Below are 24149 nucleotides of genomic sequence, written 5' to 3' on the forward strand. Positions count from 1 at the left end.
TCATTCATCATTGCATTTTAGGGGCTGACGGCGTCGTCAGTCAGGCGTACAACCTCCAGAATATTGCTGGCGGCCACGGTTCCCATCTTGATGTATGACGCTGCGCTGACGCCGCCAATATGCGGCGAAATGATGACGTTATCGACGGTCTGCCACAGGTTCGGGGCGGTCAGCGGCTCGCTGGTAAAGCTGTCGAGTGCCGCGCTGTGCAAGGTACCATCCTTTAGCGCGTGTAACAGGGCTTCATCGTTAATTAACCCGCCGCGCGCCGTGTTCACCAGAATCGCGTTACGTTTACAGTGCGCGAGCGTGTCTGCGTTGATCATTCCTCTGTTGTCGTCAGTGAGCGGGCAATGCAGGGAGATAACATCGGCACGGGATAAAAGGTCGGGTAAGGTGTTTGCCCGTTCACAACCAGAAGGCATCGTTTTAGCGTAAGGATCATACGCCACAACCTGCATGCCGAATGCCTGCCCCACCAGCGCAACCCGCGAGCCAATCGCCCCCAGACCGATAAGCCCCAGCGTCCTGCCTTCCAGCTCGATCGATTTGTGCGTGGCTTTATCCCAGTGCCCGTCACGCAGGCGTTTATCAAGGGTGACCACGGATTTGGCACAGGCAAGAATCAATGCCCAGGTATGTTCTGCAACCGCTGCCGCATTGGCGCCAGGGGCAGAACGAACGGCGATATTACGCGCCGCTGCCGCTGGCTGGTCTATCACGTCAATGCCGCTTCCGTGTTTCGATATAACCTGTAATGCAGGGGCTGCATCCATGATCCTTGCGGTTATTTTGCCGTAACGCACCAGGATGGCCACAGGATTGTGCCGTTCGCACAGCGTAACCAGCTGATCTTCAGTGGGCTGATGACCGGCATACACCACGTCAAAGTCTCGCAGCATGTTGACAGCCTGGTCCGCCAGGTCGCATCCCGTGACCAGTACAACGCGTTTGCCTTCCATTACAATGTCTCCCCGTCAGATAACATGCCCGCCTTACGCAGCGCGTCGTTAAGCCAGTGTGGACGTAAATCACCCTCACGAATAGCAGCAAGACGACGGGTCTCTGTTTCGAGTTTCCCTTTGGCCATGGCGATAACGGCCTGTACTTCATCACGCGGGATCACCACCACGCCGTCGATATCCGCGACCACCAGATCCCCGGCTCGTACCGTTGCGCCAGCGATTGAGATGGGGTGATTAACCCGGCCAGGAATTGATTTTGTCGGGCCACAGGGGTTAAGACCGGCGGCGAAGACGGGGTAGTGCCCTTTACTCAGGGTATCGGCATCACGTACCGCCCCGTCAATGATGATGCCCGCAATACCGCTTGCCTGGGCCTGCGTCGCCATAATCTCACCGAGCAGCGCACAGGTCAGGTCGCCTTTCCCGTCAACAACCAACACATCGCCAGGCTGTGCTACGGCCATTGCGGCATGGATGGCCAGATTATCTCCCGGGCGCACCTCCACGGTGACTGCCGGGCCCGCAACGGCCATGTGAGGCGCGAGCGGTTTGATACGACCATGCAATGTACCGCGGCGACCGGCAACATCCGCCAGAATGGCGGCCTGATATTCGGCAGCCTGGTGAACCTGTTCAGCCGATACGCGTTCGACCTGACGATTAATCAATGATTTTTCAGAAACGGACATATATGCCTCCATATTGTTTTACTGTGTACAATGCAGGTGTACAATACAAAACAACTATAGCGGTGTTGCTTTCCCTTTAGCCAGATCTGCGATGGCGTTTGTGATGTAAACACGAAGTGACTCACAAAAATTGAGGTACACTCACTGCCGAGCAGAAAAGGAGATGATGATGGGTAACGAAGGCGTTGTAGCGGTCGAAAAGGCGCTGGCTTTACTGGATTGCTTCCGTCCCGGCGATGAGAGCCTGACGCTGACCGCGCTGGCGCAGCTATCGGGTTATCACAAAACCACGGTTTACCGGTTAATGAATTCGCTTGAGCGAATGAACTATGTCGTCAGGCATGATGACGGCAATTATGCGCTTGGCCCACGTCTGCTTTACCTTGGCAAACTTTACGAACAATCTTTCCATCTTTCCCGGGTGGTGCAGCCTGAGCTTCAGGCGTTATCACAGGCCTCTCAGGAGAGCGCCAGCTGGTATGTGTTAGAAGGCGGGCAACGTCTGTGCCTGTTCCGGGCAGAAGCATCGCACGGGTTGCGTCACAGCAATCTGCCGGGTACTCAGTTTCCGCTGGACGATTCTGCCATCAGTAAAGTGCTTCGCCACTGGGGCCTTAATGACGCGCTGCCAGAGGGGGAGCCCGCTGTTCCACTTTATACCGCAGGCGCCCGTGACCCGCATACCGCGGCGTTCGCGATGCCCGTCTTCGGCGTCAATGACAAGCTGATTGCGGCGCTGGCGTTGACCGGGCCCATCTCCAGACTGACTGAAGATCGCCGTGAACAGGGGATCAGCCAGCTAATGCATGCCACCGCCAGCCGCCTGTCGCAGAAAATGGGGGCCAGTAAGCCTTTCTGCCAGCAGTTTTATGGGGAAACGCAGGATACTGCGGAAGAGAGTCTCTAAGTATAAAGCGGGACGTGCGTCCCGCTTTAGTTGTGTCTAATGGGTGATCTGCTTTTCATGCAACGGAGCACTGCGGGCCTGGCGTCCCATCACCAACACCGCGATACCCCCCGCGACGCATAACGCCGCCAGAGGAAGCATGGCCAGCGTGTGGCTACCCGTCCGTTCGTTGATAACACCGTAAGCGTTGACCATCACCGCGCCGCCGATAAGGTTAGCGATGGCGCCAATTGCAGCCAGCCCCGCAGCCGCCGACGTGCTGCTCATCCAGCCTGACGCCAGCGCCCAGAAAGGCCCCTTCATTGAATACGCCCCTATCAGCATGATGCTCAGGATAACAATGGTGGCGGAAAGAGAGACGCTGACAAAGGCGGCAAATACACCTGCGGCAATCATGAAAAGGGTCAGAGCGGTATGCCAGCGGCGTTCATTGGTTCGGTCAGAACTGCGTCCCCACACAATCATCAGTACGGATGCCAGACCGTAAGGAATGGCATTGAACAGACCCGTCTCCAGATTATCAAGGTGGAACGATTTCAGCAGCTGCGGTGACCAGACGCTGATGGTGGTGCCCGCTGATGACGCGCCTGCGTAAATCAGCGCCAGCAGCCAGATTTGACGATGCCTGAGCAGCTGCCATGTCGTCTGGTGTCCGATATTTTTTTGCTGTTGACGCTCGGTTTCAAGCGTCGTTTCCAGCCACTTTTTCTGTTCCGCGTTAAGCCAGTTAGCCTGGTGCGGACGATCGCGAAGAACAAACCAGGCGGCAATACCCAGCAGGACGGCGGGTAAACCTTCAATGATAAACAGCAGATGCCAGCCGCGCAGACCCAGCCATCCATCCAGCGACAGAATCAATCCGGACAGCGGCGAGCCGATAAAATTGGCCAGCGGGATCGCGACCATAAAGGACGCGATAATTCGCGCACGGTAGCGGGAAGGGATCCACCAGGTCAGAAAGAGTACGACGCCGGGGAAGAAGCCCGCCTCAGCAGCACCCAGCAGAAAACGCACGATATAAAGCGACGTCGTGTTTTGTACCAGTGCCATACACATGGACACCACCCCCCAGCTGATCATAATGCGGGGGATCCACAGACGTGCGCCAACTTTCTGCATTGCCAGATTGCTTGGAACTTCAAACAGAAAATACGCCACGAAATAGAGGCTACTGGCGAAGCCAAACGCCGCTTTGCTGAGACCGAGATCCTCATTCATCTGTAGCGAAGCCATGCCGATATTGCCGCGATCGATAATAGAGACCAGATAACTGACTATCAGAAACGGGAGGATACGCCAGATCACCTTGCGCATAGTCTCTCTTTCTATGTCCTCAGTGGCGGCAGCGCCATTACGAATATGTTCTGTCATGTTTTCCTCGCAGGGTCTGTTCTTTGTTTTATCAGGTACAACTCGGTTTTATTAAACAAAACCACTATAGCGTCGGCGCCTTCTTTTTATCCAGTTAATGGAAGGTTTAAATGATGTAAATAAGACGTGACTCACAGTTAACGGGCTTTACGTCATGAGCCGAAACGACAGATGCGCCACCCCCCGTTGTGAGGTAAAGTACACACCTTGCGCAGCCACAGAGCTGCGGTTTTGTGGGGTATAGGCGAATAACACGTCCCCCCATTCTCACTTCTGGTTTACGCCAGCCTGCATGGTGTTGTGGTTTGTTTTCTTAAAAGGGTTGTCTATGTCTGCTGCTCATCTCGGTTTCCCGACGGAAACCGTTGTTGTCTTCGTGGTGATGGCCGTTGGGGCGATGTTTATCGACCTCTTCATGCACCGTCACGATAAACCGATCTCGCTGAAAAGCGCGGTCATGTGGTCCATCTTCTGGGTCATGATGGCGATGGCCTTCGCCGGATTCTTATACGTGCACCACGGCGCGGAGATGGCCAGTCTGTTCCTGACCGGCTATGCGCTGGAAGAGGTGCTCTCCGTCGACAACCTGTTTGTGATGATGGCGATCTTCGCCTGGTTTGGCGTGCCGGATAGATATCGTCACCGCGTGCTCTACTGGGGCGTACTCGGGGCGATTGTGTTCCGCGGTATTTTTGTTGCCATTGGCACCAGCCTGCTGAGCCTGGGACCGTATGTTGAGGTCATTTTTGCGCTGGTCGTCGGCTGGACGGCGGTGATGATGCTGAAACGCAATGAAGAGAGCGATGAAGTAGAAGATTACTCCAACCATCTGGCGTACCGCCTGGTGAAACGCTTCTACCCGGTGTGGCCAAAAATCAGCAGCCATGCGTTTATCCTGACCCAGAAAGAGGTGGATGCCGAACTGGAGAAACCTGAAAACAAGGATGTGATGGTAGGCCGCGTGAAGAAGGCGAAGCGCTACGCGACGCCGCTGCTGCTCTGCGTCGCGGTGGTGGAGCTGTCCGACGTGATGTTCGCCTTCGATTCCGTACCCGCAATCATCGCCGTCAGCCGTGAGCCGCTGATCATCTACAGCGCAATGATGTTCGCGATCCTCGGCCTGCGTACCCTCTACTTCGTGCTGGAAGCGCTGAAGCAGTATCTGGTGCATCTGGAGAAAGCGGTGGTGTTACTGCTGTTCTTCGTGGCGTTCAAGCTGGGGCTGAATGCGACCGACCACTTCTGGCATCACGGTTATAACATCGGCGCCACGGCAAGCCTGTTTGTGGTGCTGGGGGTACTGGCGCTGGGGATTATTGCGAGCGTGATGTTCCCGGGAAAACGTGAGGCCTGATGTACCGCTTTTCTCCCTCTCCCTGTGGGAGAGGGCCGGGGTGAGGGCACCGGGCCGCACCTAACCCTTAATTGGTGAATTTCGGCGCTTGCTCGGATGATGAAAATGCCGCCAGTGCGGATCCTGCGCCGCCGCCAGCAACTCGTGGTCGCCACGCGTGTCGCCCCAGGCGCGCAGGTGATACGCGTTCAAATCCCCATACACCTTCTCCAGCCTCGCCACCTTCTGGGCACAACGGCAGTTGTGGCCGGTGATCCGCCCGGTCAGCTTGCCGTCTTTCACTTCCAGCTGCGTGCCAATCAGCTTAATGCCGAGCTTATCGGCCCACGGCTGCAATACCAGCGCCGGGGAAGCAGAGCAAATCGTCACTTCCGCACCGGAATTGACCTCGTTGGCGACGGCCAGCACACCTTCCGGGCGCATCAGCTTGTTCCAGTATTTTTCACAGAAGGCTTCCGCCTGCTGACGTAACCAGTGCTCATCCACCCCCGTCAGGAAGGTTTTGATCAACACCTCTTTCAGCTCATCTCGCGTCAGCTTGCGGCGCACACAGTGCAGCGTAGGCAGGGCCATGCGCACCAGTCGGCCAGCAAAGTAGCGCTTGCCAAAGGCAAAGCGCAGGAACGGGATAAAACTGTCGTGGTGCGTCAACGTACCATCAAAGTCAAAGACAGAGAGCACGCTGGACTTCGCCACGGCTTCGTCGGCAATCATATTGGTCATAAATACGTCTTAGCTGAAATACACATTCTGTTCACTAGTTTACCTGCTTTACCTTCACAGTCCTTATATCAGGTCGCATTTTTTCCTGAACCTGTGGCCTGACGGGTCAAACAATGTCATCCACCACGCCGCCGTCAACGCGCAGCGCCGCGCCGGAAGTCGCGGAGGCCTGCATGGAACAGACATATACCACCATATTTGCCACTTCTTCCACCGTGGCGGCGCGCTGGATCACCGAGCTGGGGCGATTTGCCATCACGAACTCTTTCGCCAGCTGTTCCAGCGATTTACCGGTTCTTTCGATCTCGTCTTTCATCATCGCGGCAAAACCGTCCGACATTGTCGGGCCCGGCAGCACGCTGTTCACCGTCACGCCGCTGCCTGCCACGAACTTCGCCAGACCGCGCGCCAGCGAGAGCTGGGCGGTTTTTGTCACGCCATAGTGGATCATATCCGCAGGAATATTGCAGGCCGATTCTGACGAGATAAACACTACCCGACCCCAGCCCTTTTGTACCATGCCTGGCAGCAGGGCACGGGAGAGGCGCACGCCGGACATCACGTTGGTCTGCCAGTAGCGTTCCCAGGTCTCGTCGTCGGTGGAATAAAAATCCTGCTGGCCATAGATCCCGGCGTTATTCACCAGAATATCGACGTGCGTGGCAACCCTGAGCAGTTCGTCAACGCCCTCCTGCGAGCTCAGATCGGCGATGGCGGCACGGACCTGTACGCCCGGCACCACCTGCTGTAGCGCCTGAATGCCTTTGTTCACCGAGTCGACGCTGCGCCCGTTCACGATCACTTCCGCACCGCTCTCCGCCAGCCCGCGGGCGATGGCAAACCCAATACCGCCGGTGGACGCGGTCACCAGCGCTACTTTCCCCGTTAAATCAATTTTCATCATTCGCTCCTTGTCATCTTATGGTTCAAAACTTAAAGCGTAGCACTTGACGATGATGGCTCCTGTTTAAAAAGGCGCAACAGCGTCTCAACCTGCTCGTCCAGCGGGCTGAGGGAGCGTTTGACGATGAGGTGCAGCGGCGTGGCGCGACGTACGCCGTGGCTGAGCGGCAGCGTTTTAAGGATGCCCTGCTGGAGCGGGGTCTGAATGCGTTCTTCCGGTAACCAGCCGTATCCAACCTGATACATCACCGCTTCGATCGCGGCATCGATGGTGGAGAAGGTCCACGACTCCCCGATGGGGTGAGCGGTGGGCTGGCTGTCTGCGATCTGAATGCGCGGCCACGGTCGTAGCATCTCGTCGTTAAGCGGTGTATCCAGCGCAAACAGCGGGTGAGCGTGATGCGCGACGGCAACAAAATCGATATTCATCAGCCATTCGCCCAGGCCGGTAATGTCCTGGCGGCGGGTTAAGACCATCACGTCGGCTTCATCATTGAGCGCATCCGCGCGGCTGTTTTCCAGCACCTCGGTAAGCCGCACCTGCGTTTGCGGGTACAGCTGCTGAAACTGGCGCAAAATCGCGAACAGCCGGCTGCGCGGAAAAATACTGTCTACCATCAGGTCGATACGGGTTCGCATCCCGCTGCGCAGGGTCGCAGCGCGCGTTTCAACATAGGCGAAGGCTTTCAGCAGCGGTTTAACCTGATTCAGCAACAGCTCACCCGCCGGTGTCAGCACGGCACGCCGTCCCTCTGTCATCAGGAGCGCCACGCCCAGCCGCTCCTGCAACAGCGACAGGTTATAGCTGACCGAGGACTGGCTGCGGTGGGTTTCTTCCGCCGCCTTAGCGAAGCTGCCAGCCTCGATGACTCTCTCCAGCAAGGCCCACTGTTCGAGCGTCGTCTTGTGCATAATTAATCTAAATTTTGGATGAATTTGATTCAAACATAGCGTTATTCATTCATTTTTTGAAGGGGTACGATCGTCTCATCAAAACAAAGGAGACATCGTATGAGCACCTTCGATAAACATGATTTAAGCGGCTTCGTCGGCAAACATCTGGTATATACCTACGATAATGGCTGGAACTACGAAATTTACGTTAAAAACGAAAACACCCTGGACTACCGTATTCACAGCGGTCTGGTGGGCAACCGTTGGGTGAAAGATCAGCAGGCCTACATTGTTCGTGTTGGGGAGAGCATCTATAAAATTTCCTGGACGGAGCCAACCGGTACCGACGTGAGCCTGATCGTGAACCTGGGCGACAGCCTGTTCCACGGCACCATCTTCTTCCCGCGCTGGGTCATGAATAATCCGGAGAAAACCGTCTGCTTCCAGAACGATCACATTCCACTGATGAATAGCTACCGTGATGCCGGGCCAGCGTATCCAACCGAAGTGATTGATGAATTTGCCACCATCACCTTCGTGCGCGACTGCGGTGCGAATGACGATAGCGTTATTGCGTGCGCGGCCAGCGAGTTGCCAAAAAACTTTCCTGATAATTTAAAATAAGCGCGACAATTAACTAAAAAGAAAAGTTCCCGACTTATTTCATATTTATTGGAAATGGTCGGGGATTTTTTTATTTGTTGATGTTTGGTTTAGATAATTGACTTTAATACGGTGAGCGGAATCACATAATAAATAATTTATAATTACTTAACCCATTGTTTAATAATGAATTTATATCAATTCACCCCTCCTTTTTATCACCATCTTAATTTTTCCCTAAGAAATGAACGTTACCTTGAGATGAGTTTATGGTTCGTTGAAATAAACGCATCGGCATTTGGTTAATATCAAAAAGTTGCCATGCATAACTCAAGGAAATTAATAATGCGTGATTTTTTGCCTTTTTCCCGGCCCTCAATGGGCGCGGAGGAAATCGCCGCGGTACAGGAGGTAGTAACCTCCGGCTGGATCACCACCGGGCCGAAAAATCAGATGCTTGAAGAGGCGTTCTGTACGCTGACGGGAAACCGTCATGCGATTGCCGTCTCCTCTGCCACGGCGGGGATGCACGTCACCCTGATGGCGATGGGGATTGGTCCCGGCGATGAGGTGATTACGCCCTCCCTGACCTGGGTATCGACGCTGAATATGATCGTGCTGCTGGGTGCCATACCGGTGATGATCGACGTCGACAGAGACACGCTGATGGTGACGCCTGAAGCGGTCGACGCCGCCGTTACGCCTCGCACCAAAGCCATTGTGCCGGTTCATTATGCGGGCGCGCCGTGCGATATTGACGCCATCCGCGCCGTCGGTGAACGTCACGGTATTCCTGTCATTGAAGACGCGGCCCATGCCGCCGGAACGTACTACCACAGCCGTCATGTAGGCTGGCGGGGCACCGCAATATTCTCCTTCCACGCCATCAAAAACATGACCTGCGCCGAAGGTGGGCTGGTGGTGACGGATGACGAGCAGCTGGCGCAAAACATCCGTAGCCTGAAGTTCCACGGTCTGGGCGTTGATGCCTATGACCGCCAGACCCATGGCCGCGCGCCGCAGGCCGAGGTCATCACCCCGGGTTTTAAATACAACCTCGCGGATATCAACGCCGCGCTGGCGCTGGTGCAGCTCGGCAAGCTGGGCGAAGCCAACAGGCGCCGTCGCGACATTGCCGACCGCTACCTGCTTGAACTCTCGGATACCCCTTTCCAGCCGCTGCGCATTCCGTCCTGGCCGCATCTGCACGCCTGGCACCTGTTTATCATTCGCGTGGATGAGGCCCGGTGCGGCCTCTCGCGTGATGCCCTGATGACCGCGCTGAAGGAGCAGGGCATCGGTACGGGCCTGCATTTCCGTGCGGCACATACGCAAAAATACTACCGCGAGCGTTTCCCTGATGTGTCGCTTCCGAACTCTGAATGGAACAGCGCGCGTATTTGTTCTCTCCCTCTTTTCCCGGACATGACCCATGACGACACAACCCGCGTCATTACCGCGCTCCATCAGCTTGCAGGACATTGATATGTTCAGTGCGCCGCCTGTACAAAAAGTTTCCGTGGTGATCCCGGTCTATAACGAGCAGGAGAGCCTGCCGGAACTGATCCGCCGCACGACTGCCGCCTGCGAGACGCTCGGCAAAGCTTATGAAATTCTGCTGGTGGACGACGGCAGCAGCGACAATTCCGCGCGGATGCTGACCGACGCCGCGCAGGCGGAGGGCAGCCACATTGTTGCCGTACTGCTCAACCGTAACTACGGCCAGCACTCGGCAATTATGGCCGGGTTCAGCCACGTTACGGGAGATCTGGTGATTACCCTGGATGCTGATCTGCAAAACCCGCCTGAAGAGATCCCGCGTCTGGTCGCCAAAGCCGACGAAGGCTACGACGTGGTCGGCACCGTGCGGCAAAACCGCCAGGACAGCCTGTTCCGTAAGCTGGCGTCTCGCACCATCAACCGTCTGATCCAGCGCACCACCGGTAAAGCGATGGGCGACTACGGCTGCATGCTGCGCGCCTATCGCCGCCACATCGTCGACGCCATGCTGCACTGCCACGAGCGCAGCACCTTCATTCCGATTCTGGCGAACACCTTTGCCCGTAAAGCGACGGAGATCCCGGTGCTGCACGCCGAGCGCGAGCACGGGGAGTCAAAGTACAGCTTCATGCGTCTCATCAACCTGATGTACGACCTGATCACCTGCCTGACCACCACGCCACTGCGCCTGTTGAGCGTGTTCGGCAGCGTTATCGCGCTGGCCGGGTTTGCGCTTTCCGTTCTGCTGGTCGTTCTGCGGCTGGTCTTTGGTCCCCAGTGGGCGGCGGAAGGGGTCTTTATGCTGTTTGCCGTGCTGTTCACGTTCATTGGCGCCCAGTTCATCGGTATGGGTCTGCTGGGTGAGTACATTGGCCGTATTTACAACGATGTTCGCGCGCGTCCGCGCTATTTTATTCAACGTGTTGTCCGTCAGGAGCACCTGGCATCTCAAGAGGAAAACCACCCATGAAAACCGTCGTCTTTGCCTATCACGATATGGGTTGCACGGGCACGCAAGCCTTGCTGGACGCAGGCTTCGACATTACCGCCATCTTCACCCATCCGGATGTTGCCGGGGAAAACCACTTCTTCGGCTCGGTGGCGCGTATTGCGGCTGAACACGGTATTCCGGTTTACGCCCCGGACGATGTGAACCATCCGCTGTGGGTGGATCGTATTCAGAAGCTTGCGCCGGACGTGATTTTCTCTTTCTACTACCGCAATCTGCTTTGCGACGACATCCTGAGCGTGGCGACAAAAGGCGCATTTAACCTGCACGGCTCGCTGCTGCCTGCCTACCGTGGCCGTGCGCCGCTGAACTGGGCGCTGGTTAACGGTGAAATGGAAACCGGCGTAACGCTGCACAAAATGGTACGCCGTGCCGATGCGGGCGGTATCGTGGCACAGCTGAAAGTGGGCATTGGCGCTGATGAAACGGCGCTGGAGCTGCACCACAAGCTCTGCATCGCCGCGCAAAGCCTGCTTCGCGACGCGCTGCCGACGATCCGTCAGGGGACTTTTACCGAAACCGCGCAGGACGAAAGCAAGGCAAGCAGTTTTGGTCGCCGCACGCCGGAGGACGGGCGACTGGACTGGGCGAAACCGGCGCGTCAGCTGCATAACCTAGTGCGCGCCGTGACCGACCCGTGGCCGGGCGCGTACAGCTTCGCCGGGGTCAGTAAATTTATCGTCTGGAAATCCCGCGTGCGTGAGGACATTCCGGCGGCAAAACCGGGCACCGTCGTCTCCGTCTCTCCGCTGATTGTGAGCTGCGGCGAGCAGGCGCTGGAGATCGTCACCGGACAAACGGATAACGGGCTGTACGTGCAGGGGGCGCAGCTGGCGCAGTCTCTGGGGCTGGTGGCGGGGGCGCTGATCACCAGCGCGCCGGTGGTGGCGATCAAACGCCGCACACGCGTCTTAATCCTCGGCGTAAACGGGTTTATCGGTAACCATCTGACCGAACGGCTGCTGGAAGACGACAATTACGAGATCTACGGTCTCGATATCGGATCCGATGCGATCGGTCGATTCCTCACTAATCCCCGTTTCCACTTCGTTGAAGGGGACATCAGCATCCATTCCGAATGGATCGAGTACCACATCAAAAAATGTGACGTGGTGCTGCCGCTGGTGGCGATTGCCACCCCGATTGAATACACCCGTAACCCGCTGCGCGTGTTCGAACTCGATTTCGAAGAGAACCTGAAGATTATCCGCGACTGCGTGAAATACGATAAGCGCATCATCTTCCCGTCGACGTCGGAAGTGTACGGCATGTGTACCGACAATAACTTCGATGAAGACACCTCCAGTCTGGTGGTCGGGCCGATTAACAAGCAGCGCTGGATCTACTCCGTCTCCAAGCAGCTGCTGGATCGCGTGATTTGGGCCTACGGCGAGAAAGAGGGGCTACGCTTTACCCTGTTCCGTCCGTTTAACTGGATGGGGCCGCGCCTGGACAACCTGAACGCCGCGCGTATCGGCAGCTCCCGCGCCATCACCCAGCTGATCCTCAACCTGGTGGAAGGTTCGCCCATTAAGCTGATTGAAGGTGGCAAACAGAAACGTTGCTTCACCGATATCAGCGACGGTATTGAAGCGCTGTTCCGCATCATCGAAAACAAAGACGGCCGCTGTAACGGAGAGATCATCAACATCGGTAACCCGGACAACGAAGCGAGCATCCGCGAGCTGGCGGAAATGCTGCTGGCAAGCTTTGAACGTCACCCGCTGCGCAGCCAGTTCCCGCCGTTTGCCGGTTTCCGCGAAGTGGAGAGCAGCAGCTACTACGGCAAGGGTTATCAGGACGTTGAGCACCGCAAGCCGAGCATCCGCAATGCGAAGCGCTGCCTGAACTGGACGCCGACGGTGAAGATGGAGCAGACCATTGATGAAACGCTCGACTTCTTCCTGCGCACCGTGGAGCTGTCGGAACAGGCATCATGAAAAAGGTCGGTTTACGCATTGACGTCGACACCTTTCGCGGCACGCGCGAGGGTGTGCCGCGGCTGCTGGAGTTGCTGAGCAAGCACGACGTGCGTGCCAGCATTTTCTTCAGCGTCGGGCCAGACAACATGGGGCGTCACCTGTGGCGCCTGGTTAAACCGGCCTTTCTGTTCAAAATGCTGCGCTCGCGCGCGGCATCGCTCTACGGCTGGGATATCCTGCTGGCCGGAACCGCATGGCCCGGCAGGCGCATCGGCGCGGAAAATGAAGCGATCATCTGCAAGGCCGCGCAGCATCATGAAGTGGGGCTGCACGCCTGGGATCACCATGCCTGGCAGGCCTGGGCGGGCGTGTGGGATATCCCCCGCCTGGCGCGTGAGGTTGAGCGCGGCGTGCTGGAGCTGGAAGCCATTACCGGCCAGCCTGTGCGCTGTTCCGCCGTGGCGGGATGGCGGGCCGACCAGCGCGTGGTGAAGGCCAAAGAACACTTTGCCTTTCGCTACAACAGCGATTGCCGGGGCACCGGACCGTTTTTACCGCTGCTGGGGGAAAACCGAACCGGCACGGTGCAGATTCCGGTCACTCTTCCGACGTGGGATGAAGTGGTCGGGCGCGAGGTGAGTGCCGACAGGTTCAACCGTTACATTCTGGATGCGATGCACCGCGATGCCGGTACGCCGGTTTATACCATCCATGCCGAAGTGGAAGGCATTGCGTATCAGCAGGATTTTGACGCGTTGCTTGCGCTGGCGGCGCAGGAGGGCATTCAGTTCTGCCCGTTAAGCCAGCTGTTGCCGGACGATCCTGGCACGCTGCCCCTGGGAAAAATCGTCCGTCGTGAAATGGCTGGCCGGGAAGGCTGGCTTGGCTATCAACAAACCGTGAGCCCGGCACTATGAAAACAGCCCGCTATGGCCTGACGCTTCTCGCCCTGTTTGTCGTTTACTACCTCCTTCCGGTCAACCTTCGCCTGTTATGGCAGCCAGATGAGACGCGCTATGCGGAAATCAGCCGCGAAATGCTGGCCTCCGGCGATTGGGTGGTCCCGCATTTCCTCGGGCTGCGTTACTTTGAAAAACCCATTGCCGGTTACTGGGTGAACAGCATCGGGCAATGGCTATTTGGACACACCAATTTTGCCGTTCGCGCGGGGGCGATATTCTGCACCGGGCTGACGGCGCTGCTGGTGATCTGGCTGGCCTGGCGTCTCTGGCAGGATAAGCGGGTGGCGATCTTCTCCGGCCTGATCTTCTTAACCCTGTTCCTGGTCTATGGCATCGGCACCTACGCCGTGCTGGATCCCATTATCACCCTCTGGCTGGTGGCGGCTATGTGCAGCTTCTGGCTGGCTTCGCAGGCGAAAACGATAGCCGGAAAAGCGGGGGGCTACATTCTGCTGGGGCTGGCCTGCGGCATGGGCGTCATGACCAAAGGCTTCCTGGCGCTGGCGGTACCGGTGATTGGCGTGCTGCCGTGGGTGATTGCGCAACGACGCTGGAAGGAGGTGCTGGTTTTCGGCTGGCTGGCGATCCTCAGCTGCGTACTTATCGTCCTGCCCTGGGGGCTGGCAATCGCTCAGCGTGAACCCGATTTCTGGCGTTACTTCTTCTGGGTGGAGCATATCCAGCGCTTTGCCCGGAGCGATGCCCAGCATAAAGCGCCGTTCTGGTACTATCTGCCGTTCCTCATCGCGGGAAGTCTGCCGTGGCTGGCGATGCTGCCGGGCTCGCTGCGCCTGGGATGGCGAGACAGAGAAAACGAGAGGGCGGGGCTTTATCTGCTGGGCTGGATAGTGATGCCGCTGCTGTTCTTCAGCATCGCCAAAGGCAAGCTGCCGACCTATATCCTGCCGTGCTTTGCGCCGCTGGCGATCCTGATGGCGCGCTACGCCTGCACCGTCGCCGAAAAAGCGTTACGTATTAACGGTGGGATCAATATCGCGTTTGGCGTGCTTGGCATGCTGGCGGCGCTGGTGGTATCGCCATGGGGGCTTGCTAAACATCCGGTCTGGACACCGGTCGAATTGTACAAAGTCTTCTGTGCCGTGGTGGCGTTTCTGGTCTGGGCCTCGGTGGGCTGGTTTACCCTTAAAAATCCGCAGCGCTGGTGGCTGGCGGCGCTTTGCCCTGCCGGGCTGGCCCTGCTGGTGGGTTTTGCGATCCCGGACCGGGTAGTGGATTCCAAACAGCCGCAGTCGCTGGTGGATTCCGTTCGCGAGCCATTGCAGATGAGTAAATTCGTCCTGGCGAACAACGTTGGTATAGCCTCCGGGCTGGCGTGGGAGCTTCAGCGTAATGACATCATTTTGTATGGGCAGAGCGGTGAGCTGAAATACGGCCTGGATTATCCGGACGCTAAGGGGCGTTTTGTGAGCAAAGATGATATCGCGCACTGGCTTGAAGCGCATCGTCAGCAGGGACCGGTGTCGCTGGTGATCCTGCTGTCGAAAAACGACGACCTGGCCCGCGCCGGGCTGCCAAAACCGGACAACCTGACGATTCAGGGGCGTCTGGCTTACCTGCAATATCTGCCGCAGTGATGGCCTGGATCTGGCTGGTGCTGGCAAGCCTGTTGAGCTGCGCAGGTCAACTGTGCCAGAAACAGGCGACCCGGGCAGGCGGCGGTCAGCAGGTCGCCCTGTGGCTTGGGCTGGCCCTGCTGATGCTGGGTGGCGGGATGGTTGCCTGGCTGGTGGTATTGCAGCATCTACCCGTCGGGGTGGCGTACCCCATGCTGAGCCTTAACTTTGTCTGGGTAACGCTGGCGGCAAAAATCGTCTGGCATGAGCCTGTCCCGCTACGTCACTGGCTGGGCGTCGGGTTGATTATCGTCGGGGTTATTTTGCTGGGAGGAAGCCTGTGAACGGTGCGTGTTGGGCGTTATGCAGCGTAGTGTTAGTCAGCGTGGCGCAGCTGCTGCTGCGTCATGCAATGGTGACGCTGCCCCCGATGAGCGACGCTTTCTGGGCAGCCCTCTGGCATATAGCCCCCGGTACGGGCGCGCTGATGCTGGGGCTGACAGGCTATTGCGCCTCAATGGGCTGCTGGTATCTGGCATTGCATCGTATGGCGCTCAGCAAAGCGTATGCCTTGCTGAGCCTCAGTTACATCCTGGTGTGGAGTGCTGCAATTTTACTGCCCGGCTGGGGAGAATACTTTTCCTGGCGCGGGCTGGCGGGCGTCGGCTTGATTATACTCGGTGTGTTGGTCATTTTTATGCCGCAGAAATACCGGAGTAAGTAACCGCTTCCGCCGTTAAGGTGAAAGGCGTAGGGGTACAGACCGCCAGGCTCAGCGAGCCGAAGCGTAGCTGACTGACCGGGAGAGGCTGGGCGGTGCTGTCAATACTGACAATCTGCCACGCGCTGCCGCCACGCTGTTTGACGATCGCCTCTTTGCGCGTCCAGATGCGCCAGAATGCGGAAAGCTGCTCTTCCGGCGCTTCACGTTCCAGCTCGTCATGTTCGGTGAGGCTGAAAACGGCATTCGCCAGCGCCTGCCAGTTCTCCCGCGGGCGGATCACTTCGATATCGCAGCCCACTTCACCTTCATCGCTCATCAGCAGGGCAATGTCGTCCCCGCTGTGGCTCAGGTTAAACCACAGAGGATGGCCGTTAGCGAAGGCCGGTTTTCCCTGCTCGCCGTAAATTATCTCGGGAAGCGGTGAGGGGGATAAGGTTCTGGCGAGCAGCGTCCGGCCTGCAAGCCAGGAAGCGTGTCGTGCACCCTGAGGTGCCATGTCTGCGAGCGTTGACGCCAGCGGGTCCGCGCTAAGGGTGGAGATCTTTCCCAGTACAAACTGGTACATAGTTACGCCCAGCGTTTAATGATTATCGAGGTATTGATGCCGCCAAAGGCAAAGTTATTGCTCTGAATAAATTCGCAATCAATCGGGCGGGTTTCCCCCATAATATAATCTAAAGCGCCGCATTGCTCATCCGGTTGTCTTAAATTGAGCGTTGGCGTGAACCAGCCCTCCCGCATCATGTGCAGACTCAGCAAGGCTTCCAGCGCGCCGCAGGCGCCCAGGGTATGGCCGAAATAACTCTTTAAGGATGAGATGGGCACGCTGTCGCCGAAAATGGCGGCGGTCGCCTGACTCTCGGCGATGTCCCCGCGATCGGTTGCCGTGCCGTGGGCAGAAATATAACCAATCTCCTGAGGGCCAAGGCCCGCCATCGCCAGCGACTGCGCCATACACACCTGCATGGTTTCACGCTGGGGCTGGGTGATGTGCGCCGCATCGCAGTTAGTGGCAAAGCCCACGATCTCGCCATAGATTGTCGCCCCGCGCGCTCTGGCGTGATCCAGCGCTTCCAGCACCAGCGTGCCCGCCCCTTCGCCAATCACCAGGCCATCGCGCTGAACGTCAAACGGCGACGGCGTGGTTTTTGGCGCGTCGTTACGCTGGCTGGTGGCAAACAGGGTATCGAAAACCGCCGCTTCCGACGGGCACAGCTCTTCCGCGCCGCCTGCCACCATCACCGTCTGGTAGCCGTGACGAATCGCTTCCCAGGCGTAGCCAATCGCCTGGCTGCCAGAGGTACAGGCGCTCGAGGTGGGGATCACCCGTCCGCGCAGGCCAAAGAACAGCCCGGTATTCACCGCCGTGGTGTGCGGCATCATCTGCACGTAGGTGGTGCCGGTGATGTTGTGGGTGTGCTTTTCGGTGAGCATAGAGGCAAACTCGCTGACCGGCCCGGTGCTGCCGGTCGACGAGCCGTAGGCGATGCCGGTCTGACCGTTGGTCAGCACCGCGTCGTCGATCAGTCCCGCCTGCTCCAGCGCCAGCTCGGTGGCGCGGGTAGAGAGCAGCGACACCCGGCCCATGGCGCGAATGCGCTTACGGGTATAGTGAGCGGGGAGAGTGAAGTCTTCAATCGGCGCGGCGAGCAGAGTTTGCAGGCCGTCATACGCCTGCCACTCCGTCATGGTTCGCACCGCATTTTCATACTCGCGCAGACGGCGCGAGATGGTCGGCCAGTCCTCGCCGAACGCGGTGACGCCGCCCATGCCCGTAATCACTACCCGGCGGGTCATAGCATGCCTCCGTTAATCGAAATCACCTGACGCGTCACATAGCCTGCTTTATCCGACATCAGGTAACTCGCCAGCCCGGCGACCTCCTCGGCCTGGCCCATACGCTGCATCGGGATCATCGACATCGCCGTGTGCAGCGCGGCTTCGTCCATCTCGATCATGCCGGTATCGATCAGCCCCGGCGCGATGCAGTTGACGGTGATTTTGCGTTTTGCCAGCTCGGTGGCGAGCGCTTTGGTGGCGCCGATGATCCCGGCTTTCGCCGCGCTGTAGTTCACCTGCCCACGGTTGCCCATAATGCCTGACACCGACGACAGGGTGATGATCCGCCCGCCCTTGCGGGTGCCGATCATCGGCATAATGCAGGGATGAATGACGTTATAAAAACTGTCGAGATTGGTGTGGATCACGCTGTCCCAGTCATCGTCGCTGAGCGCCGGAAAAGCACCGTCGCGGGTAATACCGGCGTTACTGACCACGCCATACCACGCGCCGTGGTCAGCGATCTCCTGTTCCAGCACCGTGCGGCACTGCTCGCGGTTGCCCACGTCGAAGGTGAGTAAACGGCCCGCGCCGCCTGCCTGAACAATCGCATCGAGTGTCTCCTGTGCGCCAGCGGCATCGCGGTGGTAATGCACGCCCACGGTGAAACCGTCCGCCGCAAGCTGAAGGGCGATAGCGCGGCCAATGCCTTTGCTGGCACCTGTGACCAGTACGGATCTCATGATGGCGTTCCCTGATTGAAAAGTGATGTTAATTCTTCTTCGCTCGGCTGGAAGGTGTTCACGCGGCCCGTGGCGAGGGAGACACTATCCGCATGAATGGCGCACTCGAAGCTGCCAAAGCGTTCATCCTGCATCAGACGTTCGATGGTGATGATCAGCGTGCTGCCTGCGGCAAAATGCCCGGCGTCGCACACCAGCTCGCGCGCGCCCAGCACCATGCCCAGCGCACAGTGCGGCAGCCCTTTTTGCATCCGGTGCCATTCAGACCAGACGCCCACGGTCTGGGCCATCAGCTCCAGCGCAAACCAGCCAGGCAGGTTGCCGTCCGCGTCCAGGAACGGAGCCAGAACGCCCCGATCGTTCACCGTCACGCTGCAAACGGCGCGGTCATCGGTGACGTTTTCCACACTCTCAAGCAGCAGCATCGGCGTGTCGTGAGGAAGATAATCCCCGGGAGGTAAGTAGCGCATCATACCCTCCCCAGCAGAAGGCTGGCGTTGTTGCCGCCAAACGCAAAGGAGTTTGACAGGATCGCCGGTTTATTCAGCGGTGCGCTCTGGTGCAGCAGGCCGAAGGCGGGCAGGGTGTCGTCTGGCGCGTAGCGGGAAAAATCCTGCGGCGGCAGCGGCAGGTCTCGGGTCAGGATCAGCCAGCTCAGGGCGGCCTCGGTGATCCCCGCTGCGCCCAGCGTGTGGCCGGTAAGATGTTTCGTGGAGCTGCACGGCACGCGGTCGCCAAAGAGATCGTGGATCACCTGCGCCTCAATGCGATCGTTCAGCGGCGTGGCGGTGCCGTGCAGGTTGATATAGCCGACGTCCGCCGCCGTCATGCCCGCCTCGTTCAGCGCCTGGTTGATGGCGCGGATCGCCCCTTCGCCCTGCGGATGCGGGGCGGAAATATGGTACGCATCGCTGGATTCCCCCGCGCCCAGGAGCGCAACCTCGCCCGGCTCGCGGGTCAGCACCATCAGTGCCGCCGCTTCGCCAATGGTGATCCCCCGACGGTGGCGGCCAAACGGTTCGCACAGGGTTGGGGAGAAGGACTCCAGGCTGTTGAAGCCGTTGACCGGCATGCGGCTCAGGCTGTCGGCCCCACCGACGATGGCGATGTCTACTAGCCCGGCGTCAATCAGGCGACGACCGCTGACGATCGCCCGCGCGCTGGAGGAGCAGGCGGTTGAGATGGTATACGCCGGGCCGTCCAGCGCAAGCCAGCGGGCGAGAAAGCGCGACGGATCGCCCAGCTCCTGCTGCGGATATTGCCACTGCGGGCTGCTCTCGCCGTTCTGCGCGCGGCGCACGTACTCATCACCCTCGTCCAGCCCGGAGGTGCTGGTGCCCAGAACAACCGCCACGCGGTCGCGCCCCACGCGCGCAATGGCCGCATCGACGGCGGGCCGGATTTGCGCCAGCGCCGCCAGCAGCAGCTGGTTGTTGCGGCTGCGATGCGCAGAAAAAGACTCGGGGAGAGAGGGAAGTTCACCCTCCACGCCCCCCAACACGGCCTCGGGTAAGCCCTGTAGCCAGCCCGCACGCTGGCGCATCCCGGGGGCCATACCAGCGATCAGGTTCGCCGCTATTTCATCAGCCGAGTTGCCGAGCGCGTTGACCATGCCAACGGCAGAAAGGTAAATCATCTCAGTCACCCAGATATTGAATGGTGATGTGGTAGTGAAAAGCGTGCTGCACAATGCTAATCGGATCGCGCCTGCCGTTACGGTTCAGGTAGACAATTTCCGTGACCAGTTTGCCCTCGGGGTTGCGCAGTTCGCGTCTGGTGTCAGTATCGTTCAGCGTCCAGCCTTTCGGCAACTGCGGCTGCCAGGCGCTGAGCGGCCAGTGGCTCAGCATCACGTCGGCCAGCACCTGGCTGGCGGGCGGCAACTGCGGCATCACAACCGACTGCTCGGTGTGGATCCCGGTGTCGTCGTAGGTGGCGAGGAACAGGCGGATCCCGACGGAAGAGAGGCCGGCAAGCGTCACTTTATCTCCGTCGGCGTTCAGCATCACCAGCAGCGACGGGGTCTGGCCTTTAAAACTGCCGGTAAGCAACTGCTGCGCGCGGATGGCAGGCGTGATGCCCGGCGGGGGCAGCGTGACGCGGGTGCCGGGCTGGAGCCAGGCCTGAGGGCGCGCGTCATCGCGGTTCGTTGTATGGCTACACCCCGCCAGCAACAGGGCCATCATCACTGCCGCCAGGCGAATGAAACGGGTCATGGTAAGTTCTCTTTGTTAGACGGCATCGCCAGCGGGGCGAGCAGGAACGCGGTGAAGATACCGCTCACCAGCACAATGCCAAAGCTGCTGATGGCCTGAGTGGTGCTGAACACCAGCATCCCCAGCGTCAGCAGGGTAGTCATCATGGCGAGGGTAATCGCCAGCATGGAGGTCAGCGGCGTGCCGCGCGGGTTGCTGAAAAACAGCGTGTAGTTAATGCCAATGCCGAGGACCAGCACCAGCGCCAGCAAGGAAAACAGGTTCACCGGATGGCCCGTCACGGCCAGCGCCGCCAGCCCGCCGCCCAGCGACAGCACGGACGGCACCAGCGCCACCAGCCCTTTTCGCCAGCCGAGGCGTAGCATCGCGCCGCAGGCAATCACCGCCAGCGCCACGCCCAGCAGCCCCGTCAGCAGCGAGCGGTAGAGCGCAAACAGGCTGTCGAAGCTGGCCTTACGGTCAACCCAGACGACCCCGGGATGGCGGGCGGCCAGCTCACCGAGCGCGGCGCTGTTTCTGACGCCATCGACCGGGACCAGCACACCGCTTTTGCCGTCCGGCAGCGTCAGCCACAGCAAACGCCAGCCCTCGCTGGCCGGGCTGGCGAGCCACGCTTCCACGCTGACAGGCATGGCGTTCAGGTTCGGTGGGACGGCGTTCAGCCCCGTGCTTTGCAGCATTTTCATCACCGTCGGTGCGGCGTTACGTAGAAGATGCAGATCGCTGTTCTGCCGCGCCAGCGAGTTCAGCGGCAGGGTGCGCCAGCGGGTTAATTTACCGGCTTTTTGCGCCTGCGCCAGCGCCGGGGTAAACGCCTCCAGCCGCTCCAGCGTTTCCTGAGCCGACGCGCCGTACACCACGAACCACTTCTGATCGACATTTTGCCCGGTCAGGGCGGTGATGGTTTTTTCCTGCGCCAGAATGTCCTGCGGCAGCGCCTGAAGCCGGGCGATATCGTCATCCACCCGCAGGCTGGCGATCCCGATGGCGGAGAGCAGCGCCAGCGCTACCGGCAGCCCGACAGAGAGGGCTTTACCGTCGCGCCAGGCGTTCAGCCAGCGCTGCATCATCCCTCTCAGGGGGACCGGGCGGACCGGCATGCCCCGGCACAGCCACGGATGCCAGAACATTACCGTCAGGCACGAGGCGCTCAACCCTGCGGCGGCGAACACCGCCATCTGACGAATGCCGGGGAAGGGGGCCAGCATCATGAAGAGATACGCCACGACGGTGGTCAGCAGCGCCAGCAGCAGCGCGTTACGTACTTTCGCCAGGCTTTGCCAGGGCGAGTGTTCCGCGCCGTGCACCATCCGCTCCGTGAGGTAGTAAATCGTATAGTCCGCCGAGATGCCGATGATGCTCATGCTCATCACCAGCGTCATCAGGTGCAGTTCACCGAACAGCAGCAGCGTCACGACCGTCCCCGCCAGCGCGCCGATGGCAATGGAGAGCAGGCTCAGCAGCAGCGGACGCACGGAGCGAAACACCGACACAATCAGCAGGATCACCCCGAGCACCGTGGCGACGCCAAGCGTGGAAATATCCTTTTTAGCCTGCTGGCTGGCGTAATCGCTGTAGAACACCGTCCCGCGCGAGAGCAGCTGCGCCTGTGGATACTGGCTTTTCAGCGTCTGCTGCAACGCGTTAAGGGTGGTCACCAGCTGGTGGGTTTGCTGCATATCAAACGACGAGCCCGCCAGCTCGCCGTGCAGCAGATACCAGTAGTTCCCGGCCGCGTCTTTTGTCACCAGCCAGCCGTCCATCAGCTGCATCTTCTGGCTGTTTTTCGCCAGTGCGAGCTGCGCGCCGCGCATCAGCATCAGCGGATCGTTTTGCAGCTCCTTGCCGCTCACGCCGGAAAAGGCGGAGTAGAGCTGGGACAGGATCCACTGGGCCTGTGCTTGACCGCCGTTTTGCAGGCGGGCGCGGGTGGCCGGATCGACCAGGCCATTGCGGTGTTGCCAGAAGAAATCTCCCCAGGCCTGTTGCCCGGCGGCATCCAGCGGACCTTTTACGACACTCAGCGCCTGGCTGCGTTGCAGCAGGGTTAACCACTGCTGCGCCACGCGCGGGTCCGGCTGTTTGCCGGGGCTGACCAGCCAGATGAGCTGGCGGTCGAGGCGCTGCATAAATCCGTCGTTGAGAGCGGGAGGGATCGCGCCGAGCGTCTGTTTCGGCAGCATGGCGAGCACGCTGCTGTTCAGCCGCGCGCCGGGCAGCAGCGACAGCAGCACGCCCAGCAGGATCAGGCATACCGCGGCCCACAGCAGCGCCGGGCGCAGGGCGTTACGGTGCGGCAAAGCGCTGGCGTTCTGCATCGGTCAGGCGGGCGGGCGTCAGTTGGTGGCGGGAGAGGGCGATATCCGTCGTGTCGCCCTGCTTATCGTTCAGGCGAATGGATTCCAGATAGATCGCGCCCTTCAAATCAAGGGTGGAGAAAATCTTGTCCAGCGGCGTGGTGACGGGCGTCAGCACCAGTGACCAGCGGCCTTCACCCAGATCTTTGAAATCGACGCGGAAGTTCTCTTCCAGCACCTTGCGGTCGGCCTGGAACAGCGCCCGCAGCAGATGGTTGAACTGGAACATCTGCGGGTTAGTGTCGGCGGTAATGGTCTGCGGCGACTGACCGTTGACGATCTGCACCATCCGTTTGTCATCCAGCAGCAGCGTCATCGGGAACGGCGCTTTTTGATCCCACAGCAGGCCATTGTCACGGGCGATCAGCATCTCCCCCTGCGAGCGCAGGGGCTGAGGCATATCCTTGATCGTGCGGATCTGTTCGAAGTGTGCGCGTACCACTGGTTGCTCCGCAAACCGCTGTTGCAGTTCATCCAGCGTGATCGCGTTCACCAGCGGGCTTACCAGCAGCGCGAGTAGCGTTATCCATTTCATGGCGCGATCCCCATGCGTTCGAACAGAATGGCCGGGCTGACAAAGCACATCTCCCGGCTTGCTTCTTCCACCGCCACCTGAATGGTGTAGCCGGTGGTGGTGCGTTTCCCGGTTTGCGCGTCGAAGATTTGATAGGCGATGCGCAGACGGTTTTCAACCTCTTCAATGTGGGCGCGGACGCGAATGCGCTGCTCGAAGGTCACCGCGTCGCGGTATTTCACCCGGGTATCCACCACCGGCCAGATGTAGCCGGACGCTTTCATCTGGCGGTAGCCGTAATCAAACTGGTTGAGCAGCGCTTCGCGGGCAATCTCAAAGTAGCGGAAGTAGTTGCCGTGCCACACCACGCCCATCATATCGACATCGTGGAACGGAACGGTGATTTCAACTTCAGCCGTAAAGCGGGGATCGGTCAGCAC

25 protein-coding genes are annotated in these 24149 nt (G+C 59.1%); 10 read left to right on the forward strand and 15 right to left on the reverse strand.

Annotation, left to right across the window (positions count from 1 at the left end; genetic code table 11):
- Positions 1–17 precede the first annotated feature (17 nt).
- Positions 18–962 carry a hydroxyacid dehydrogenase gene (locus O1722_RS01190; protein WP_033488089.1) on the reverse strand — a complete coding sequence of 315 codons (945 nt, stop codon included), beginning with the start codon at positions 960–962 and terminating at the stop codon, positions 18–20.
- Positions 962–1654 carry an RraA family protein gene (locus O1722_RS01195; protein ID WP_022649701.1) on the reverse strand — a complete coding sequence of 231 codons (693 nt, stop codon included), beginning with the start codon at positions 1652–1654 and terminating at the stop codon, positions 962–964. Before O1722_RS01195 ends, O1722_RS01190 begins: the two co-directional genes overlap by 1 nt.
- Before the next feature lie 169 nt (positions 1655–1823).
- Between O1722_RS01195 and O1722_RS01200 the strand changes: the two genes are divergently transcribed.
- Complete coding sequence (locus O1722_RS01200; RefSeq protein WP_032674096.1) at positions 1824–2561, forward strand: IclR family transcriptional regulator; 738 nt, start codon at positions 1824–1826, stop codon at positions 2559–2561.
- Positions 2562–2597: 36 nt separating this feature from the next.
- Here the strand turns inward: O1722_RS01200 and O1722_RS01205 are convergent, their stop codons facing one another.
- Positions 2598–3932 (reverse strand): MFS transporter, encoded by a 1335-nt coding sequence (locus O1722_RS01205; RefSeq protein ID WP_033488088.1) that lies wholly within the window; start codon positions 3930–3932, stop codon positions 2598–2600.
- A gap of 328 nt (positions 3933–4260) precedes the next feature.
- Between O1722_RS01205 and O1722_RS01210 the strand changes: the two genes are divergently transcribed.
- On the forward strand, positions 4261–5286 hold the full coding sequence (locus tag O1722_RS01210; RefSeq protein ID WP_015571505.1) for a TerC/Alx family metal homeostasis membrane protein: 1026 nt from the start codon (positions 4261–4263) through the stop codon (positions 5284–5286).
- Between the two features lie 60 nt (positions 5287–5346).
- On the opposite strand, the gene O1722_RS01215 is transcribed toward O1722_RS01210, so the two are convergent.
- The 3 genes from O1722_RS01215 to O1722_RS01225 form a co-directional block, all read right to left on the reverse strand.
- A complete protein-coding gene (locus tag O1722_RS01215) occupies positions 5347–6009 on the reverse strand; it encodes an HAD family hydrolase (protein WP_003861228.1) in 663 nt (220 codons plus the stop codon).
- Between the two features lie 106 nt (positions 6010–6115).
- A complete protein-coding gene (locus O1722_RS01220; protein ID WP_032649780.1) occupies positions 6116–6910 on the reverse strand; it encodes an SDR family NAD(P)-dependent oxidoreductase in 795 nt (264 codons plus the stop codon).
- Positions 6911–6942: 32 nt separating this feature from the next.
- Complete coding sequence (locus O1722_RS01225; protein ID WP_032669019.1) at positions 6943–7824, reverse strand: LysR family transcriptional regulator; 882 nt, start codon at positions 7822–7824, stop codon at positions 6943–6945.
- A gap of 99 nt (positions 7825–7923) precedes the next feature.
- On the opposite strand from O1722_RS01225, the gene O1722_RS01230 reads away from it, so the two are divergent.
- The 8 genes from O1722_RS01230 (at position 7924) to arnF (ending at position 16100) form a co-directional block, all read left to right on the forward strand.
- Positions 7924–8430 carry a phenolic acid decarboxylase gene (locus tag O1722_RS01230; protein WP_017384099.1) on the forward strand — a complete coding sequence of 169 codons (507 nt, stop codon included), beginning with the start codon at positions 7924–7926 and terminating at the stop codon, positions 8428–8430.
- Positions 8431–8754: 324 nt separating this feature from the next.
- The gene (arnB, locus tag O1722_RS01235; protein ID WP_033488087.1) at positions 8755–9894 is read left to right on the forward strand and encodes a UDP-4-amino-4-deoxy-L-arabinose aminotransferase; all 1140 of its coding nucleotides are present in this window, start codon (positions 8755–8757) and stop codon (positions 9892–9894) included.
- Between the two features lies 1 nt (position 9895).
- Positions 9896–10879, forward strand: coding sequence for an undecaprenyl-phosphate 4-deoxy-4-formamido-L-arabinose transferase (gene arnC / locus O1722_RS01240; RefSeq protein ID WP_017384101.1), 984 nt, complete (start codon positions 9896–9898; stop codon positions 10877–10879).
- Positions 10876–12858 (forward strand): bifunctional UDP-4-amino-4-deoxy-L-arabinose formyltransferase/UDP-glucuronic acid oxidase ArnA, encoded by a 1983-nt coding sequence (arnA, locus tag O1722_RS01245; RefSeq protein WP_033488086.1) that lies wholly within the window; start codon positions 10876–10878, stop codon positions 12856–12858. The genes arnC and arnA overlap by 4 nt, the downstream gene beginning before the upstream one ends.
- Complete coding sequence (arnD, locus tag O1722_RS01250) at positions 12855–13757, forward strand: 4-deoxy-4-formamido-L-arabinose-phosphoundecaprenol deformylase (protein ID WP_032104187.1); 903 nt, start codon at positions 12855–12857, stop codon at positions 13755–13757. The genes arnA and arnD overlap by 4 nt, the downstream gene beginning before the upstream one ends.
- Positions 13754–15397, forward strand: a complete 1644-nt coding sequence (arnT, locus tag O1722_RS01255) for a lipid IV(A) 4-amino-4-deoxy-L-arabinosyltransferase (protein ID WP_015571498.1) — start codon at positions 13754–13756, stop codon at positions 15395–15397. Before arnD ends, arnT begins: the two co-directional genes overlap by 4 nt.
- Complete coding sequence (gene arnE, locus O1722_RS01260; RefSeq protein WP_015571497.1) at positions 15397–15720, forward strand: 4-amino-4-deoxy-L-arabinose-phosphoundecaprenol flippase subunit ArnE; 324 nt, start codon at positions 15397–15399, stop codon at positions 15718–15720. Before arnT ends, arnE begins: the two co-directional genes overlap by 1 nt.
- Positions 15717–16100 (forward strand): 4-amino-4-deoxy-L-arabinose-phosphoundecaprenol flippase subunit ArnF, encoded by a 384-nt coding sequence (gene arnF / locus O1722_RS01265; protein ID WP_017693827.1) that lies wholly within the window; start codon positions 15717–15719, stop codon positions 16098–16100. Before arnE ends, arnF begins: the two co-directional genes overlap by 4 nt.
- On the opposite strand, the gene acpT is transcribed toward arnF, so the two are convergent.
- The 9 genes from acpT to O1722_RS01310 are packed head-to-tail and all read right to left on the reverse strand — an operon-like array spanning position 16072 to position 24149.
- Complete coding sequence (gene acpT / locus O1722_RS01270) at positions 16072–16665, reverse strand: 4'-phosphopantetheinyl transferase AcpT (protein ID WP_017384106.1); 594 nt, start codon at positions 16663–16665, stop codon at positions 16072–16074. The two genes, arnF and acpT, sit on opposite strands and share 29 nt — an antisense overlap.
- Before the next feature lie 2 nt (positions 16666–16667).
- Positions 16668–17897: a beta-ketoacyl-ACP synthase gene (locus O1722_RS01275; RefSeq protein ID WP_017384107.1), complete on the reverse strand. Its 1230-nt coding sequence runs from the start codon at positions 17895–17897 to the stop codon at positions 16668–16670.
- On the reverse strand, positions 17894–18625 hold the full coding sequence (locus O1722_RS01280) for a 3-ketoacyl-ACP reductase FabG2 (RefSeq protein WP_032655429.1): 732 nt from the start codon (positions 18623–18625) through the stop codon (positions 17894–17896). Before O1722_RS01280 ends, O1722_RS01275 begins: the two co-directional genes overlap by 4 nt.
- Positions 18619–19092 (reverse strand): hotdog family protein, encoded by a 474-nt coding sequence (locus O1722_RS01285; protein WP_072202447.1) that lies wholly within the window; start codon positions 19090–19092, stop codon positions 18619–18621. Before O1722_RS01285 ends, O1722_RS01280 begins: the two co-directional genes overlap by 7 nt.
- Positions 19092–20258 (reverse strand): beta-ketoacyl-[acyl-carrier-protein] synthase family protein, encoded by a 1167-nt coding sequence (locus O1722_RS01290; protein ID WP_033488085.1) that lies wholly within the window; start codon positions 20256–20258, stop codon positions 19092–19094. Before O1722_RS01290 ends, O1722_RS01285 begins: the two co-directional genes overlap by 1 nt.
- Position 20259: 1 nt before the next feature.
- A complete protein-coding gene (locus O1722_RS01295; protein WP_033488084.1) occupies positions 20260–20838 on the reverse strand; it encodes a DUF3261 domain-containing protein in 579 nt (192 codons plus the stop codon).
- Positions 20835–23156 carry an MMPL family transporter gene (locus O1722_RS01300; RefSeq protein WP_033488083.1) on the reverse strand — a complete coding sequence of 774 codons (2322 nt, stop codon included), beginning with the start codon at positions 23154–23156 and terminating at the stop codon, positions 20835–20837. Before O1722_RS01300 ends, O1722_RS01295 begins: the two co-directional genes overlap by 4 nt.
- On the reverse strand, positions 23125–23730 hold the full coding sequence (locus tag O1722_RS01305; protein WP_023295558.1) for an outer membrane lipoprotein carrier protein LolA: 606 nt from the start codon (positions 23728–23730) through the stop codon (positions 23125–23127). Before O1722_RS01305 ends, O1722_RS01300 begins: the two co-directional genes overlap by 32 nt.
- On the reverse strand, positions 23727–24149 hold the full coding sequence (locus O1722_RS01310) for an acyl-CoA thioesterase (RefSeq protein ID WP_033488082.1): 423 nt from the start codon (positions 24147–24149) through the stop codon (positions 23727–23729). The genes O1722_RS01305 and O1722_RS01310 overlap by 4 nt, the downstream gene beginning before the upstream one ends.

Source organism: Enterobacter cloacae complex sp. HYC003_NIDB (assembly GCF_056673375.1).